This is a genomic window from Spirosoma gilvum (assembly GCF_054776815.1).
In genome coordinates, this window is record NZ_BAAHBH010000014.1 from 177,923 (window position 1) to 196,610 (window position 18,688).

Annotated in this window: 13 protein-coding genes; 3 read left to right on the top strand and 10 right to left on the bottom strand. The window is 49.4% G+C overall.

Annotated elements, in window-relative coordinates:
* Window positions 1-27 precede the first annotated feature (27 nt).
* The 3 genes from ACYVFD_RS30175 to ACYVFD_RS30185 form a co-directional block, all read right to left on the bottom strand.
* Window positions 28-534, bottom strand: coding sequence for a hypothetical protein (locus tag ACYVFD_RS30175; protein ID WP_461094335.1), 507 nt, complete (start codon window positions 532-534; stop codon window positions 28-30).
* A 262-nt stretch (window positions 535-796) separates the two neighbouring features.
* Entirely contained in the window at window positions 797-2,146 is a 1,350-nt protein-coding gene (locus ACYVFD_RS30180) for a RagB/SusD family nutrient uptake outer membrane protein (protein WP_461094336.1), read from the bottom strand.
* A 40-nt stretch (window positions 2,147-2,186) separates the two neighbouring features.
* On the bottom strand, window positions 2,187-5,258 hold the full coding sequence (locus ACYVFD_RS30185; protein WP_461094337.1) for a SusC/RagA family TonB-linked outer membrane protein: 3,072 nt from the start codon (window positions 5,256-5,258) through the stop codon (window positions 2,187-2,189).
* A gap of 505 nt (window positions 5,259-5,763) precedes the next feature.
* On the opposite strand from ACYVFD_RS30185, the gene ACYVFD_RS30190 reads away from it, so the two are divergent.
* Both ACYVFD_RS30190 and ACYVFD_RS30195 read left to right on the top strand, forming a co-directional pair.
* On the top strand, window positions 5,764-7,044 hold the full coding sequence (locus ACYVFD_RS30190) for an OmpA family protein (protein ID WP_461094338.1): 1,281 nt from the start codon (window positions 5,764-5,766) through the stop codon (window positions 7,042-7,044).
* Window positions 7,045-7,142: 98 nt separating this feature from the next.
* Window positions 7,143-7,805, top strand: a complete 663-nt coding sequence (locus ACYVFD_RS30195) for an endonuclease III domain-containing protein (RefSeq protein ID WP_461094339.1) — start codon at window positions 7,143-7,145, stop codon at window positions 7,803-7,805.
* A 104-nt stretch (window positions 7,806-7,909) separates the two neighbouring features.
* Here the strand turns inward: ACYVFD_RS30195 and ACYVFD_RS30200 are convergent, their stop codons facing one another.
* From ACYVFD_RS30200 to ACYVFD_RS30230, 7 genes are all read right to left on the bottom strand, one after another.
* Window positions 7,910-8,452: a hypothetical protein gene (locus ACYVFD_RS30200; protein WP_461094340.1), complete on the bottom strand. Its 543-nt coding sequence runs from the start codon at window positions 8,450-8,452 to the stop codon at window positions 7,910-7,912.
* 24 nt (window positions 8,453-8,476) lie between these two features.
* A complete protein-coding gene (locus tag ACYVFD_RS30205) occupies window positions 8,477-12,361 on the bottom strand; it encodes a hypothetical protein (protein WP_461094341.1) in 3,885 nt (1,294 codons plus the stop codon).
* A gap of 185 nt (window positions 12,362-12,546) precedes the next feature.
* Window positions 12,547-13,008, bottom strand: coding sequence for a DinB family protein (locus ACYVFD_RS30210; protein ID WP_461094342.1), 462 nt, complete (start codon window positions 13,006-13,008; stop codon window positions 12,547-12,549).
* Window positions 13,005-16,010, bottom strand: a complete 3,006-nt coding sequence (locus ACYVFD_RS30215; protein ID WP_461094343.1) for a glycoside hydrolase family 3 N-terminal domain-containing protein — start codon at window positions 16,008-16,010, stop codon at window positions 13,005-13,007. Before ACYVFD_RS30215 ends, ACYVFD_RS30210 begins: the two co-directional genes overlap by 4 nt.
* Window positions 16,011-16,134: 124 nt before the next feature.
* Window positions 16,135-16,821 (bottom strand): porin family protein, encoded by a 687-nt coding sequence (locus ACYVFD_RS30220; RefSeq protein WP_461094344.1) that lies wholly within the window; start codon window positions 16,819-16,821, stop codon window positions 16,135-16,137.
* 393 nt (window positions 16,822-17,214) lie between these two features.
* Window positions 17,215-17,640, bottom strand: a complete 426-nt coding sequence (locus ACYVFD_RS30225; protein ID WP_461094345.1) for a hypothetical protein — start codon at window positions 17,638-17,640, stop codon at window positions 17,215-17,217.
* A 58-nt stretch (window positions 17,641-17,698) separates the two neighbouring features.
* Window positions 17,699-18,304: an RNA polymerase sigma factor gene (locus tag ACYVFD_RS30230; RefSeq protein WP_461094346.1), complete on the bottom strand. Its 606-nt coding sequence runs from the start codon at window positions 18,302-18,304 to the stop codon at window positions 17,699-17,701.
* Between the two features lie 102 nt (window positions 18,305-18,406).
* On the opposite strand from ACYVFD_RS30230, the gene ACYVFD_RS30235 reads away from it, so the two are divergent.
* A complete protein-coding gene (locus ACYVFD_RS30235) occupies window positions 18,407-18,670 on the top strand; it encodes a hypothetical protein (RefSeq protein ID WP_461094347.1) in 264 nt (87 codons plus the stop codon).
* The last annotated feature ends 18 nt before the right edge of the window (window positions 18,671-18,688 follow it).

Below are 18,688 nucleotides of genomic sequence, written 5' to 3' on the forward strand. Positions count from 1 at the left end.
TTCATTAGGGACTATAATGAAAAGTATTTAATCAATTTTTTCGTGAATTTCACCACTTTTTAAAGCAAACATTTCCTCTTCACGCTCAGTCAGGTTATATCCCACAGAAATGCGTAAACTATTATATTGACTCCAAGAATCACCCCGGTCGCTGACCGCTTTACTAAGCAAAAGGATTGTTCCCTTAGCGATCTGACAACTGTAGATAGGAGGATCGAGATTATAGTTTTCTTTTCCGGCGCTCTTTAAGGTAAACAGTGTAAAGGGTTGATTATATTGTCTTTCTAAATTGGTCTTTAACGAATCTAATTGGTCAGCCTTATTCTTTAGGGATATAATGACTCCATACGGATGAATTCTACGATCTTCATCATAACTGCCGCTCCAGGAGTCAAACTGCCATTCGGCTTTAGCTGATTGGCTAGAATCTATGAATTTATGGTAGCCGGAAAGTTGGCCGTTAGGGTATTCTTTTGCTAGTTCAGCAATTGTATTGGGGAATTTTAATTTATAGCCCGCTAATTCTGTTTGCACAGATTCTGCCTCTGGTTTGCAGGCCCAGAGTGATATGATCACTATAATCACTACTCGTAAGAGCCTTCTCATATTGGTGCATTAACAACTTTAAACGTCAGGTCTGATCGGAAACGGGACTGAACTTAGACGCCATAACCATTGAAAAGCCACTTAGCAAATTAGTTGTAATGGGAGAAGTATCTTAGCCAATTGCCATACGTAAAAAACCGGGCGAACCTCCGTTGGGAAGTTCGCCCGGTTTGAATCAATTTATCAGGTCTTAATACCCAGGGTTCTGAACTAGATTTTTGTTGGTGTCGATTTCCCGTTGGGGAATGGGCAGCACCAGATTGTTGGCGTTGTAAGCCGTTGTCCCTACGGTACCGGCCGTCCGTTTGATGTCGGCGAGTTGCTGGCCTTCAAAGGCCAGTTCCAGACGACGCTCCAGCAGAATAGCCGCTAGATCGACCGTCGTGAGCGGAGTGGCTTTGGCTCGAGCCCGGATCAGGTTCACGTCGGCAAGTGGCGTAGCACCTACAGATGTGTTCAACCGGAGATTGGTCTCTGCCCGGATCAAATACATTTCGGCCAGTCGAACCACGGGTACATCACCGTATTGGTCGTTGTATTTGCTGGTGAACGTGTTTTGTCCAGCCGTGTTGAAGAAGGTACCCCGTACATCGCCTGTGCCGTACAACTGCCGGAATTTGGTTTGCACACGGACGTCACCACGACCCTGGTTGAGTGCCGATGCGTAGAACGTGTTCATATCATTGGCACCGTCTTGGTCGGTCACGATGATCTTAAAGATAACTTCTGACCCGCTGGTAGCGTCGTTAAATACATCGGCGAAGTTCGAAGCCAGGCTATAGGCGCCCGACGTGATCACCCGGTTAGCGGCATCACGGGCTGCGGTGTAATTCTTCTGTTGCAGATAAACGCGAGCCAGCATGGCAGCCGCAGCGCCTTTCGTGGCAAAGCCATTGCCTCCTGATTGAGTGGCTGGCAGATCACTTTCGGCTTTCGTCAGGTCGGCGAGTGCCTGAGCGTACACTTCGGCAACGGTATTCCGGGCGCGGTAGTCAGCTTCCGTTACGCTGGTGGTGGGCGTTAAAACGAGGGGAACCCCCGGATTCGACGCTGGTGTACCATCGCTCCAGTCTTTGGCAAACGCCTTCACCAGTTCAAAGTATAGCGCTCCCCGGATAAACAGGGCCTGCCCTTCGATGTTGGCCCGGTTGGCCTGGCTTACTTTGTCGAGCGCTGACAGTACATTGTTGGCCCGGTTGATGGCGTTATACCCATCGAGCCAGTAATCACGCGTGTACGTGTTGGAGGTGGTGACGGCTTTCCGCCAGATTTCGTCGATTTGAGCATACGTTCCGCCAAAAACGACATCGCGGTTGTCGCCCAGCAGGTCGCCGGTGTACTGGATTTGTCCGCCGTACAGGTTCACATCGCTCAGCCCGTCGTAGGTACCTATGAGCGTAATTTGTATGTCCTGTTCGGTATTTAATGCCTGACTTTGCTCAATACTTTGCGTGGGCACAACGTTCAGGCGGTTGCCGCAGGCCGTCAGCAGCATACCGACGGTTCCGGCGAATAACCAATGTTTTATGGATGAATTCATACGAATATGCGTTTGAAAAGTTCAGTTTTAACGTAATTGGTTAGAAACCGATGTTGATACCACCTGTGATGGTGCGGGCCTGGGGAGCCGTATAGAAATCGTATCCCTGGGCAATGTTCGAGACAATGTAGTCGGCGTTTACTTCTGGGTCCCAGCCCGCATATTTCGTAAACGTCAGCAGGTTCTGTCCTGTCACGAATAGCCGAACGTTAGTCAGTTTCGCTTTATTGATCAGCGCTTTCGGCAGGTTGTACGATAGGGTAGCTGTACGCAGCCGGACAAACGACCCATCCAGAATGAAACGGCTCGACGACTGGGCACCGTTGTTATAGTACAAACGCGCTTCCGGTACGTTGGTATTGGTATTCTGCGGGGTCCAGGCAGCTAACTGATCGACTGTCTGGTTGTCTTCAAACCGTCCATTAGCCGACGAATAGCGACCTACACCATAGAAGTTGAGCTTATTGCCAAACACGCCGTTGAACAGTACACTCAGTGTAAAACCTTTGTAACTGAAGGTGTTAGTCATACCTGCTGTCCATTTAGGCAGTGGGCTTCCGGCTACAATACGCTGGGCCTGACCATAGGTGCTGGTGGTTGTACGATCAATGGTACCATCGGCATTGGTCGTATTTTTATACCAAAGGGCATTTCCGTTGGCTGGGTCAACACCGGCATACTCCTGCGTAAAGAATACGCCCAACGGCTGGCCTTCCACTGCCCGGCTCATGGCATTGATACCACCTTCGATGATCTGACTCTGTAGGTTGGTGATCTTGTTGGCATTGGTGGCTGCGTTGAGGTTGGTGGTCCAGCGGAAAGCGCCCGTGAGGTTTTCGGTGTTCAGCACAAACTCAAATCCTTTGTTTTCCAGGCTACCGACGTTGCGGAACTGCGTGGCAAACCCTGTGGTACCTGGCACATTTACGCTCAGCAACAGACCCGACGTTTGCTTGTTGTAGTAGTCGATTTCCCCGTTGATCCGGTTGTTCAGGAGGCCAAAGTCAACACCGATGTCGAACTGGTTGGTGGTTTCCCATTTCAGATCGGGGTTAGCTAACTGTGATGGCCGCTGACCGGGCAGTGTACCGTAACTGGCATCGCCGGTGAACAGACCCAATTGCGGGAAATTCTGGATTTCGGCATTACCCGTCTGGCCGTAGCTGGCCCGGAGTTTCAGGAAGCTGATGGTGGTGTTGTTCTTCAGAAAATCTTCTTCTGAGAGTACCCAACCAGCCGATGCCGCCGGAAAGAAACCGTAGCGGCTGTTCAGACCAAAGCGAGACGAACCATCAACACGGGCACTCAGACCGACTAAATACCGATCGGCGAACTTATAGTTGGCGCGGGCGAAGTATGACAGGAACCGGTAATCCGTCTGCGACGACGACCCATCGGTTTTCCGGGCGGCACTGGCTATATAGCGATAGGCATCGGAAGGGAAGTCGCGCCCTTCGGTGAAACTGGTTTTCTGCTGCGATTGCTGATACGACATACCAGCCGTGAGGTCGAGTACACTACGACCAAACAGCATATTGTATGTAAAGAAGTTGTTGGTCGTATAGTTCTCTACCCGGACGTACCGGTTCTGGCCGATCCCCAGTGGAGAGCCGAAGTTGCGTTGGGTCTTGCTGTTGTAATAAAGCTCTTCATTTTGGTTAAGCACGTCCAGCCCAAACTCCGTACGGAACGATAACCCTTTGGCAATCTGGAGCTGTCCAAAGGCATTGGTCAGCGTGCGATAAACGGTCGTATTGAAATAAGCATTCCCAATGTTGATCAGTGGGTTATAGTACGTAGGAATGCTGATGTCGCCTGGAGGAGTACCCACAGGTAGGCCAGTAACCGGATCGATGGAGGGGGTCATTGGCGGTAAAGCGACCATCTGCATCGGGTTATCGAACTGGTTATCGGCCGAAATACGCTGGTTAAACGTACGGGTCAGGCCCATGTTGATACCCACCCGCAGCCGACTCGATACCTGATGATCCAGATTCAGGCGACCCGAGTAGCGTTGCAGGGCATTGCCAAGCAGAATCCCTTTCTGATCCAGAATCTGCCCCGACATGTAGAATGTTGTTTTTTCATTCCCGCCGTTCAGGTTCAGATCGTACTGCTGATACGGCGCATCCTGATAGGCCAGATCGCCCCAGTTGGTGCTTACCTGCTGGGGTGTACCAAAAGTACCTAGTCCCTGCGTCTCGTAAAACCCTTTCATGTACGAAGAATAGGAATCGGGATCGGCCGGATCAAGACCTTCAATTCGGTCGGAGTTTGCAGCCGCCTGATTGTAGAAATTCACGTACTGCTCCGTATTCAGGAACTGTAGTTTATGCGTTGGCTTGCTCGATCCATATTGGGCGCCAAAGGTGATGTTTGTACGTCCGGCTTTCCCCTTTTTGGTCGTGATCAGTACCACACCGTTAGCAGCACGAGCCCCATAAATGGCCCCGGCCGATGCATCTTTCAGAATATCGACCGATTCGATGTCCTGTGGGTTAATATCGGCTAGTGGGTTAGTAGACGCGCTATTGAAGCTCAGGTTATCAGTCGTAACGGGCGTACCATCGACCACGTACAGTGGTTGGTTCGATGCTGATACGGACGACTGACCACGGACCCGAACCTGAATACCCTGGCCCAGCTTACCCGAACCGGCGTTGATCTGTACGCCAGCCGCTTTCCCCTGGAGCGCCTGATCGAAGGTCGTAACTGGCTGATCCTGAATATCGGCCGCTCTTACCTTCGCGATGTTGCCTGTCAGGTCGCGTTTGATCTGCTGACCATACCCGGTGACTACCACTTCGTTCAAACTACGAACGTCTGTTTTCAGGATTACATTGATCGTTGACCGGTTATTGACCGACTCTTCGGTTGTGGAGAAGCCAATAAAACTAAACACCAACGTAGCGTTAGTACCAACGTTGAGTCGGTACGTACCCGTTGCGTCGGTAAGGGTTCCCTGTGTACTTCCTTTGACGCTGACCGATACGCCTGGCAGACCGCTGCCATCGTCGGATGATGTAACTCTACCCGAAACTACCTGATTTTGGGCATAGGCTCCCCAGGCCGTCAGCAGCAATAGGAAGCTAATTTGTAAGAGTTTTCCCATAAGTTGTTAATGAAAAATAAGTGATAATAGCGCAAAAGTACAAAAATGGATATTAAATTAAAAAAATGTTAAATGCGTTTGATTAGTATACTACAAATGGTGTATTAGAATAATTAATTAACAATTGAGTTATTAAAAGAATAAAATATCCATAAAATTTCTCTTCGCCTAACTATTTTAGGGCTAATAGGCATGATAAATTGTTTGAAAATTCATATTTGATTACTCAGAGTTAAGCAGAGTATAACTGGGTAAAATACAAAAAATTACTCATGCATTAGGTATAAACAACCAGTGCTACTATGAGTATATTTTCTTATATGACCTGTTGTGGGAAAAAATGTTAATGGGTGGTAACTTATATAATATCAGCCCTTTATTCGGTACTTCTTACTTTGTTCGGCTCTGTCGTTGATTTTGTTTGCCTTTCGAACAATTGGTTAAACTATGAAACAGGTTTTGCTGTCTAATCGTTAGGGATATGTGCCCGTAAACGCAACCGACAATGAACAAGAAAATCCTGTCCACCTTATGCCTGATTCTGCTCGTAACAGGCTTACGCGCACAGGTGCAATACACAACCGAAAACCCGCGTATCGAGGACGTAAATGATCGAGATGTGACCATCAAGCGGGTCGAACTAACGGAACAGTATACGATTGTCTACATGAAGTTTGAAGCGGCAAGACAATCGCTCAATCTGCCGGATCGCTCCTGGCCGTTTCCCATTCCGTCACCAAATGGTGGAGGACAATCAACCAATAATATTGGTTTTCAGCCAACGGCCCGCTTATACGTTAATCAGGGCGAGAAGTCTTATAAATTTATCAGGGCTGAGAACATACCTGCCGAAACGCGTCGACGTGTTCGGCCGGGCGAGCGTGTTGATTTTGTAGCTTATTTTGAGCGTATTGATCCCGGCTATACGACCTTCGATCTGTATGAATGTAGGGATAGTCAGGGCTATATATGCTTCAATTTCTGGGGAGTACACATTATAAATCCATTACGGAAAAATCAGTATTCGCAGCGCACACCCAAAGCACCAACGCCTGTTCCGGTTCAGCCCAAAACGCAGCAACCTCGTTATACGCCCCGTACCAAACCCGGCGTTGGAACGGACGAACCTGCTCCGCCGGTACAGCCCAAAGAAGTACCAACAGAGGTAGCGATCAACGGCATTACGCGTGATGCTAAAACCAAAGAGCCGATTGTGGCTACGGTGACGTATCGGTTGATTTCAGGCGCTGAAGCAGCCGGTGACGATCCCGCTGATTCGCTTCGGAGTGACGATCCGACGGGTAAATATAAAATCGCAATTGGGCGGAAAGGGGTCTATGTGCTGACGGTTTCGGCCAAGGGCTATTTTAGTCAAAGTGATACGCTGGCTACCAATCGGGTCGACGTTACGCGTGATTTCAACCTGGTACCGATTGAAGCGGGCGCGAAAATCACGCTGAAGAATATCTATTTCAACGCGTCGCGGTACGATCTTAAACCTGAGTCGTATCCTGAACTGGATCGACTGGCCGGAGTAATGCAGACCAATCCAACCATGCAGATCAAGCTGGAAGGGCATACAGATATTGTGGGCGAATTCGATGCGAACGTGGAGCTGTCGCGGAATCGGGTCAATGAAGTGAAGAAATACCTGGTCAGCAAAGGCATCAGTACCAGTCGTATCGAGACTGTTGGCTACGGCCCATCGCGTCCAATCAACAGCAACAAGGGTCTGAAAGAACGGCCTGAAAATCGACGGGTAGAGCTGGTGATTGTGAAGGTGTAATGCTTTTTAAACACAGAGGAGACGGAGGATTCACGGAGCACACAGAGATTTTCTCCGTATTCACCGTGACATCTCCGTCTCCTCTGTGTTTAGAGAATATGAAAGCCAACTTTGACCTCGACCTGGTTCTATCCCGGATTGAAGAAGCCATCCGCCCATATCCGAAGGCGGCTATGTTCGACCTGTTCGAACGAGGGTACAACACCTTATTTGAGCAACTGATCTCGTGCATTATCTCGATCCGAACGCTCGACGAAACCACTATTCCCGTTTCACTGCGCCTGTTTGAGAAAGCCCGTACGCCCGAACAACTGCTGGCGCTGGATATTCCAACCTTAACCGACTTGCTCTACGGAACCACCTATCCTGACCAGAAAGCCTACACCCTGCACGGTATTGCCGACCGGATTATTCATGAGTTTAACGGTAATCTCCCGGCAGATTTCGACACGCTGACTTCGCTGAAAGGGGTAGGACCGAAGTGCGCTAATCTGGCGCTGGGTGTTGCTACCGGCCAGTCGGCAATCAGCGTCGATATTCATGTACATCGGGTAGTGAATCGATGGGGGTATGTGCACACAAAACAGCCTGAACAAACCCTGAAAGTGCTGGAAACACAGGTGCCACAAGAGCAGTGGATCAATATCAACCGGTTGCTTATGCCCTTTGGTAAGCACATTTGCACCGGTACACTTCCTCACTGCTCCACCTGCCCGGTACTGGATTGGTGCGAACAGGTTGGTGTGGATCGGCATCGGTGAAGTCGGTATACGGTTTACAGTTTACCGTAAAGCTCGCTCGTCCGCGATATAATCGCGGACGAGCGCCATTGCATCGCATTCGCGTTAGCCTACCGTAAGCTACCTTATTCTTTTCCCTTCCTGGCCAACATAACTTCTCTCAGATTGGCGAGCGTTTCCCGGCAAGCCTGATCAATTTCCTGATACAATTCCGTTTGCTGCTGAACCGTCTGCTCAATCACTTTTTTAGGAGTGTTTTTTCCCCCGGCCGACCGCTCCATTTCGGCTACGGTGCTGCTGGTTGGCCGGATGGGTGTACTCAAGCCATTACTTTCGGCGATCAGATCGGTGAGCGTGGCGCGGTAACGACCATATTTCGCTTCAATGGTCAGCGTATAACGGATGTTCTGTTCATGAATTTTATACATTGACTTGACAAACAGAACGTTATGCTCCTGGTCGTACTGCTGCTCGGCGGTTGGATCGGAAGCATAATAGGCATCGGCCCATTCATGAAACTGTTCCATCAATTGCCGGGCAGGAGTTTTAGGGTTCGGGACTTTAATGATTTCCTGGTATTGCACCTGACCGGCTTCGTTGTTGGGTAGTCGGACCTGAGCTACGGCCTGTATTGATAAAAACAAGGTGAGAAAAAGCAACTGCTTCATTGTGATAGGGTACTGTAAGAATGGCTACTCCAACTCGGCGGGTAAAGGTCGTTGCTGACTCAGTTTTAAGTAGCTATCATGGTATTTTTTATTTCGTTTGACACCCGCACTAGTCATGACACCACTCAGCATGGTTTTGATCCAGTACCCAAAAATAAACACCTGCGGGTCACGGTCGTAAAAAATACGTGAATCGGCGTCATTCTTTTTCCGGATCACCTGACCGACAATAAAGTTTTTGAACCGGATGAGTAGCGTTTTTTTTGTCGTGTCGGCAGGGCTTAGCAAGTTGATTTTTAAGCCGTTGTAGTACAACTGCATCTTGCCGACCGATGCATAGCGATTGCCCGCTACCTGAGCCATAATTGGCTTTGCGTATCCACCATTCAGATTAGCTGCGATCATAGGGCTGGTAATCCGGGTCAGTTCGGGCAGATGCACACCCGATGTATTGAGAAGCATCCGAAAACCGGCCAGCGAATCGCCGTAGGATTCCCGGTAGAGCAACCGGTCGATGTGCAGCCCCAGCAGTTTCGTACTGGCTTTCAATACTAAACTATCGGTCGATCGTTTTGGGCGATTGGTTATGTTTTTCAGCACGCCATTAATATTCTCTAACGGAACATCGCCCACCCGGTTGGTCAATTTAGAGGTTTCGTGGTAGAGTACGTTGCTGTTAATGACCGAAATCGAATCGATCCGAAACGGTATTTTAATTCGATTGATCAGTCGGGTAGGCATTAGCTTTTCGGGGATGTAGGAGGGGTCGGGCAGTCGTTTGTCCCGGGAAACATCCGTCGTTACATTTTTTACCACCACATGATGAATCGCTATACTGGAGTCGCGATTCCACTGAGCTGTATTCAGACCGTTGAACTGGGCTTCATCGCCTTTTACCGTAATGTAATCGGCCTGCAAATTCGGGGGAGCCATAAATTCCTCTTTGGCCATCGTTGGCGTAATCTGAAACTGGCTCAGTAGCATCCGGGCATGTTGAGGGTCCCAATCCAGTTTATCGGCTTCTAAAGATGTTTTTTGACCTCTGAACGACACCTTGTTGACTGCCAGACTGGTATGGTTCAGCCAGGTTCGCCAGGCTTGTTTTTTGCCCGCTGTCCAACTGAAATCCGGATAATCGATGGTTGCCGTAACGTGGCCAATAAAGAGTGGGTTGGGTATTGTGTTCTTTTTTAAGTTTAGTATAGGGCGTAACTCGTCGGCCGTCAGATTGGCCTGCAAGTGTCCAATCAGTGTAGGGCGGCCCAACCGGTTTCCTGACAGGGTTCCATTGTGAAGCTGAAACATGGACGAAGGCACAATCGTCTTTATGTGTGAGCTGGCAAAGGTCGTTTTGGTCGGGACAATGCGTAAGGACGCAAAGGTGAGTGATTCATCTTTGGCCCCAAAGAAACTCTGTCCGGCTATATCAACGACCGACTGAACCTGGATCGAATTCGTATCTTTTTGCAGAATATAATTCACCTTCGCCCCCTGTACGGCCAGGTCATGCAGGGTAAAGGTGAACGGAATGGGAAAGGCTTTGGCTGGCCCTGATTTGGTGTCGTTAGAGCGCTGCCTGCCGACCATCGTCAGTTCGGGCTGGTTGATCTGTAAGGAATGGAAGCGAACGGTCGAAAAATTGGTCGAGTTCAGCAAGCCTTTGAGCTGGATTTGGGGAACAAAGATCTGCACAGTCTGGTCGGGCCGATTATCGGCGTAGCGTACACCCGTGAGGGTTGACGTTTGCTGGCTGTTGAGATCGATCTGTTCGACCGACAGGCGTTTATTGCCCGGAAAATTTACATAGCTGTCCACCAGTTTCCCGCTGAATTGCTCCCAGCCTATATCGCCTGTTTGGGTAGAAAGTTTATCGATACGAACGTTATTTCCCTGAAAACCTGCCTGTGTTTGTGGTGTTAAGTCTATTTTCAAGGAAATCCGATCTGCCATCAGTTGATCAATATGAAGAAGAGGCAACGGCTTTTTGTGCGCATCAGACGCCGAAGAAAGGGATGAACGAGCCGGTTTTCGCTGAGTTAGCCGGGCGTCGATGTCCAACTCATGCACCCGCAGTAGCGCTACCTGTATGTCTTTTGAATGCTGGAGGGCATCCCAGCCCAGGGCATCCCAATATACGTTGCTGGCTGTCATAACCGTACCATTGGGCAGATCGACCTGTAGTTTATCGACCTGATTGTAGCGTTGTTGTCCCTTCAGTGTATAGTTCTTCAGCGCAACAGCTACTTTATTGGTTGTCAGGTGTGCATCGGCTATCGTCAGCGTTGGAATGGCATGTTTTATGTCGATCAGGGAATCACTAACCAGAAAATCGTTCAACAACACACTGGCATTCATGTTGTTCATCGATACTTCCATTGGCTCCTCACCTTCTAAATGATACCGGGCATTGGCATTACTGATTTTAAAATGCTTCACCTGGAGTAATTCGCCCAAACCGTGCAGGGTTTTGAACAAATCCACTTTTTTGTGAGGGGCAGTCGCCACAACAAAAGGTTTCGGTCGATTGTCGCCTTTTTTTGTCGCAACGATATCGATACTGGGCTGAACCAGCTCTGCCGCCGATGCCACAATGCGCTTCTGCATCAGATCTTCGATGTTGACATCGTGCAGTTGCAGCAGCGGGGCCCTGAAGGTCAATCCTTTGCCTGTTATTCTACGGGAGGCTGTTCCATACAGTACGTTCCGGAAAATAACATCGTTTCGAACCATGTGAAACGATTCGACGCCAATTTTGAACAGACTGTCCGGCGAAAAAAAAGCAATATCCCGCAGGCTCAGATTGATGCTGTCGGTACTAACCGAATGTTCACTCTGTGCATTGAGTACCAGGTTATAAATGCTCAGGTTTGCTTTCTGCGTTCCTCCCCTTGAGGTCGGGTTGGCCTTATTGCCCAGCAACAGTTCGCCATCTTTGATTTGGGTATAGCCAACCGTCACGGTTTTAAACAAGGTTTTGATGTTTGACCGAATCGTACTGGCCGTGTCAGTTACCTGCTCTTTCCGACTTTCAATAGGTAACGTCAGCACAGGTCTGATACAGATGAGCGTGTCGAGCCACAGTTCGCCCTTTTGGTACACGGCGGGTAAATGACTTGAGTTGAAGAAAAACTTATCGGCACGTAAACTCAACTCGCCTTTTTTGTCGGTAGCCGGTTTGTGGAAATGGACCGAATCGATCTCAAATAATTGGGTCGAACTAATGAAATGTAAGCCCCGAAAGCTGAGGGTATTCTTCCCGTCCGACAGGACCCATTTTTGTCGTCCCAGGGCTAGTTCAATATGATCGGAGGCCAGTACCCGCCGATCATCGTTGTCAATTCTGGAAAAATTACGAACGGTAAGGTTGATGTCTTTGATCAGAAATGGATCCATTGCCGCTCGTCTGTACAGGGCGAACGTTCCGCCTTGTACGTTGAATGACTTGGCATGTAAATGATCTAACGTTTTTTGAAGGTTTTCGAGAATACTCGATGTATGAAAACGGGTCTGACTATGGTTGTGAGCGTGCGTACGGTAGTCATGAATCACAATTTCGGGCCGGCTAACCGAAAAGCTATCGACCAGTAATCGGTTGTGTACCAATAGCTCTTTCCAGGACTCGACCGACAGATAAGCCGATGGAATTTTTACCGTATAGTAGGTAGTAGCCCCCGTAGTGTCTTTCCGGTTAAAAACCAGTTTGTCGATGGTAACCGTTTTATGCAGGATCGATAGACTCAGATCGTGACTTTGAAAGATATAGCCACCCTGGGTTTCTTTGTCGATGGCGTACGTGATGATTTGATTCAGGTTATGAATCAGTATATAGTACACCGCTCCAGCCGCCAAAAACGGGAGGGTTAATACTAGAAGCAATAGTTTTACCCAGCTTTTTGACGTCACCTTCATGATTTTCTTGGCGTGTAGGGCAGGAAACGTGTGCGGACAGAACTTGGTTACTGTTCGTTAGTTTAACAAGGGACTTAGGCAAGGGGTTTTATTTTATAATTGTCTGAAAGAAGATTGTTGGATAAGCTTCTGAGAATCAATAGATTTACTGGGGTGGGAAAAATTAAAGATGACCCTGGCCAAGGCTATTTTTGATTCTCGCGCACCCACACGATATAATCTGTTACGGGAGGCTCGTCCAGCATTGGGCGAATAAGTTGCACAACCTGGCCCCGGTGGTAAGCCGCATGGTGGCTCATATGCGTTAGAATCTCGGTCAATGGCGTTTGGTGGGAATTTCCTTTCGAATCCTTATAAGCAATTATCTCTGTCAGTTGGGGTTCCGATAAGCCGCCAATATGCCCGCTTAGTTGACGGTGCTGCCGATCGGCCGTTTCGGCCATCCAGCCGACCGGAATGTCTTCCCAAATGGAGATAAACACCGAATGGGCTGTAATTCGCCCTATCCAGATTTGCTGAGCCGATAAGATATGTCCCATAACGGCTATGGCCCTCTGCGGGGGATTTCTGACCGTTTCGAGGGCTTCAATCACGCGATGATTTGACCAAAGTTCGTAGTTGAGTAGCTCAATCAGATGCTCTTTCATTGGATACCCCGTTTAGTTGCCTGATACAATGCTTCCACAATATTCGTTCGGGTGTTCAGGTTGATCAGTGTGTTATTGTTTCGGGTTGGGTAAACGCGATTGCACAAAAATACATACGTAAGGTTATAGGCCGGATCGGGGTCAACCCAAACGAACGTACCCGTAAAGCCTGAATGGCCGAAACTGGCCTTGGTTGCCGAACGGGGTGCATTGCCCGAGTAGGTAAACGTAGGCTTGTCGAAGCCTAACCCACGGCGGTTGCCCAATTCCGGAAACTGATAACGGGTAAATTCAGCCATGGTTTTCTGGGAAATAAACTGCTGACCACCGTAGTTCCCCATCCGACGGTACATGTCATACACTTTCATCAGATCGTTGGCTGAGCCGAACAGGCCCGCATGACCCGACAGCCCATTGAGCATAGCCGCGCCTTCATCATGTACACGTCCCCAGATGAGTGTTTTGCGGAACAACGAATCGTATTCAGTAGGAACAATCCGATTGAGCGAATAGAACCGTCGGGGATTAAATGTCAGCGTGGTAGCTCCCAGTGGCCGGAAGAACGTTGTTTTGACATAATCCTCGAAATTGACGCCGGTAATGCGCTTCACAACGAGTGGATACATGATAAACGAAAGATCGGAGTAGATGTACTCTTTCTTCTCGTTCAGGGGCGAATCCCGAATTTGATCGTAAATGACTTTCGGATAGTTTTTAAACTCAAACAGGCTGTCGGTCACTTCAATCGGATAGCGGCCCGAGCGTTCAGCTTTAAAGGTTTTCGACTTCCATGAACCATCCGGGTTTTTGGTGTCCATCCAGAACGGAATCCAGGCTTTCAGCCGGGCCTGGTGGGTCAGTACATCCCGCCAGACCAGATCCGCCTTGTTCGATTTCTTAAGAAAAGGCAGATAATCGGCCATTTTACCGTCCAGATTGAACTTGCCTTCGTCTACCAGTCGCATCAGCGCGGGGGTAGAAGTGCTCACTTTCGTCACCGACGCCATATCGTACAGATCATCCAGTTGTACGGGTTTAGGTTCTGCACCAAGCGATGCATCGTACGTATGGTTACCGTAGGCTTTTCGGAAAATCACTTTGCCGTCTTTGGCCATCTGGACCACACAACCTGGAAATGCCTTTTGACTCATGCCCACGTTAACCAATGAATCGACCTGTTGGGTCAGGTACCGGCTGTCGATGCCCACTTCTTCAGGAATGGTGTATTTCATACGCCCAATAGGCTGAACCATGATTCCATCGCCATACCGGAAACGCTGATTGACCGTTACGGGTAGTTTTCCAGAGGCACCAATAGCGCCGAAAATCAACTGGGCTGATAGCTCTTCGGTATAGTTGGTCAATTGATACGGCATGACCACCGCCCGTGCCTGTTCGATGTTGCGGGCCGTCTGGGCCGTATCCATCGGGAAGGTAAGCTTATCCAGTACATACGCATTACCGAATACCGTAACGACCGCCTTACCCGTGGCTACCAGCTCGCTCACCAATGCGGCTGTTTTCGCTTGCAGACCATACCGGGCAGCCGGACGGATGTTGTTCAGGTGAACATCCACCAAAATCAGGTTGTAGTTTTTCAGCGAGTCGCGCACCTGCGCCAGCGTTGAGTCGGGCGTACGGGAGGTGAGGTTGAAATGATCGACCTGGGTGTAGTTGGCGGCCATCTGCTGAAACGCGGTGATCTTATCACTTTCCACCGCTACCGATGCGATACGCAGGGTATCCAGATGCTGCAGAGGCAACAGATTCTTGTCGTTTTTCAGAACGGTCAACGTAGCTTCGGTCAACTTCCGGTTCAGCAGATCATCCTGCACGGAGTTCAGATCGCTGACGAGGTTGGTCAGGTCAATAGGTTTGTACTGATCCAGTCCTGCCCAGGCTTTGGCCCGTAGCACTTTCAGGCAACGAGCGTCCAGCGATGCCTGACTGATACGCCCGTTGGCAACGGCCTGTTTGATCTTTGCCAGGGCTGCCGGTACATCCTCCGTAAATTCCAGTACATCCAGCCCCGCTTCGATACCCAGCTCGTCGGCCTGGCCCGATGGAAAATACTTCGTGAGAGCCTTCATATTCATGGCGTCCGAAAAGGTCAGCCCCTGAAAGCCCAGCTCGTTTTTGAGCAGATTGGTCACGATGGCGGGCGATAGCGTCGATGGACGGTTGCGCGTAGTATCGAGCGCCGGAATACTCAAATGGGCCACCATAACACCAGCAGCCCCGGCCTTGATCAGTTCCCGAAATGGATACAGTTCAAGCGAGTCAAGCTGGGCGCGACTTTTGGCAATCAGCGGCAGATCGTAGTGGGAGTCGGTGCCGGTATCGCCATGACCCGGAAAGTGCTTAATGCTGGTTAATAGCTGGTTGTCCTGCATCCCTCGCACATAGGCAAGGGCTTTGCGAGCGACATCGTATTTGTTTTCGCCAAACGACCGGAAGTTGATAACTGGATTGTTGGGGTTGTTGTTGACATCGACGGTCGGAGCAAAGTTGATGTGCATACCCAACCGGCGGGCCTGACGAGCCAGATTGGCACCCATGCGGTAAATCAGGCTGTCGTTGCCCTGCATGGCACCCAGGGTCATCTGGTAGGGGTACCGAACGGTACTATCCAGCCGCATGGCGATGCCCCATTCGGCATCCATTGCAATGAGGAGAGGTACTTTTGAAACCGCTTGCAGCCGATTGGTCAGTTGAGCCTGCCGAACCGGACCACCCTGAAACATAACGACCCCACCGAGTTTAGCCGTTTGGACGAGCCGAACCAGCGAATCTTCGTAAGACGGTTTGCGGTTCGAGTAGCCCGCCACCATGATTAACTGAGCAATGCGATCGTCGGTCGACATGTTGGTGAATACCGAGTCGACCCAGCAGGTTTGGCGAGCGTTGAGTTGTTGAAAAATAGGCGTAGTGGTTTGCGCCACTACGGGAACAGAGAATAAGATGCTGATGAAGAGAAGTAAGAATGGCCGACTGAAGGGCATAAGCGAACTAAATTACGAATTACGAGGTACGATTTACGATTTTTTTCCTGCGTGACCAATTAAAATATGAATCACTACTTCTAAATCGTAAACCGTACCTCGACTTCGCCTGTTGCCAATCAGCTTATCGTTTATACCGGCTGGGATATTCGCGCCCGACGCCAAAGCCATAACCGAGGGTTAAGGTAAAGGTCGAGTTCTGCAATGAACTCCGTGGCCCCCAGACATTCGTAAAAGCCTGCACGTCGGTTAATCCGAGGGTATAGCGGGCGTCGATTAGGAAGTGCTGCCGATTGCCGGTGCCCCAGTTCAGTTGAATGCCGCCCGTTGCGCCTAAATCCAGATTGTTGAATGCGTCGCTGTTGTCGCCGTTGAGGACCGGGCCTGATCCCTGTAGGTAATCGCCTTTGACTCGCTTGGCGTTGAGTTTGATGGCCAGCGAGGGACCAACAAACAGGTTGGGTCTGAAATTGCCGTTCAGAGTCAGAAAATAGCGGGCCACTACCGGAATTTCGAGGTAATTCACCCGTTGGATAAACTGCATGTTATTGCCTCGATAGCTTGTACCCCGTTGTGAATACAAAATATCGCCCGAAATGCCGAAATGGTTCAGTGAACTATACATCAAAAAGGCCCCTGCGGCTAGTCCAGGTGTAAAGCTCATGCCATCGGCGCTACCCCAATAATTAGATAAATTCAAGCCAATGCGTGGCCCAGCCGTAAAGCGTTGCTGAGCCGAACTGACTGATAAACAGCCAGTAATAATTAAAGATGATAGAATGATGGAACGTAGTGAATTTGCGCGAAACATAACTAAATCAATGGGTTGATATGCCCCGTTAACGATTGATGTTCGGCAAATGTTTTAAATTTTTGGGATACTTCGGCTATTATCGGTCGAGAAAAAGGACATAATGTAAATAGAACACGGATTTTTATGATCGGTATGATTCGTTATGATTTTGCTAAAACTGGCCCTGTTTTACCATCATAATTAATCATGGAAGATCATAAAGATCCGTGTTCTATCATTGCTGGAATAGTTAGCTAACGCGTTGATAAATAGTTACTCAAGCGAAAATAGTAGCAGGTCGTTTCTGTCATCCCGAGGAACGAGGGATCTTCGGAGATTACTTTTTATCCCGTCTCCGAAGATCCCTCGTTCCTCGGGATGACAGAAACGGCCTAATGTATGGTCACGAGCCTACTTAAATGTATTTGCTTCTACGTGGCCAGGGGTGGTTTGTTGATTTAGAGTCGTTGTTTTGACTGGTGCAACGGGTTTGGTCTTCGGATAATGTTTTGGGGCGAAGTAAATGAAATAAATTGCCATCGCCAGCATAAACAGGATGGCGGCCGTGGTTGTCGCAATCCAGAGGGGCCAGAGCCGTTTTCGATTGGCCGACTCATGAATGCGCTGATGCAGGGCGTCGCGAAGATCGGCCATTTGATCGGCCATCGGGCCATTGGCGACGTTCGTAGCCGTTTGCTGCATGGCTTCCAGGCCGGCCAGCGCATCGGCATAGAAAGGGTTTTCGAGCAGTAACCGTTCCACACGATGCCGTGCCGGCCCACTCAGTTTCCCCGACTGATATGCCTGTAAATCGTCGAATGTCAATTGGTCGTTCATTTGGGTAATGCGGGTGGAAACCCGCTTTGGCTACACTGCGGGTTTCCACCCGCATTACTTAGTACCGACTCATACAAATTTTCAAATTTCGTCGGCCATTTTGCAAATAACTTTTCACCTGTTTTAGATCGTAGCCTGTTTGTTCGGCTACTTCCGTGTATGTTTTTCGTTCCAAGTAGAATAGCGTCAGGCACAGTTGCTGCTCTGAAGGCAGCGTCAGCAGGCAGGCTTCCATGCGGGTCAAGTCTTCTTCCAGTTCAGGCAGGTCAGTATCATCAGTGATAAACTGGTCCGGTGCTTCATCATTATTGTCACTTTCCGCCTGATTCGCCAGTGCAACACTCGGATGTGCCTGACTTTTTCGCAGTTGCATCAAACAATAGTTGCGCGCTACACTATGGAGCCAGGGGCCAAATTGCTGGACATCATGCCGACGTAAATCGTTGATGAGTTGTTCAAACAGGTTCATCACCGCATCTTTCGCTTCTTCTTCGTCGCGCAGGTAGTTGAAGCAGACCGCATAGATCAACTCCATGTGCCGCTCATAGAGCTCTCCCAGAATGGTCAGATCGCCAGTGGCTCGATAAGCCGCAACAAGACTGGCTGAATCGCTTCGGGAACGCTCAGGTGTGGGTCTAGGTTTGCGAAACAGTTTCAGAAACATAGGTGTAGGGCTGCTTACGAATAAAGATGCACCAGCAGCCTCAATTCCATAACCGAACGCTGGTTATGTTCGTTACAGTGTTGATACTAACGCATAAACGTGATGAGACGACTATTCTTTTTTAGCATGCTGCTAAGCCTGCCATGTCTGTTTAGCTCGATGGACCTGATATCGGCAGAACTTCGATCGGCTCCAGTGCGCAAACAGCAACCCAGCCCGAACCGGCCTGCTATACAACGTAACCGGCGCGATACGACAAAACCCGCTATTGATTCGACCTCACCTCGTAACCGAAAACAACCTCGGCTCCGGCCCGATTCCCTACGTCGCGGAGGGGCCACCAAAGTTGATACGGTTCGGCGCTAGCAAATTCGACGCTAACAA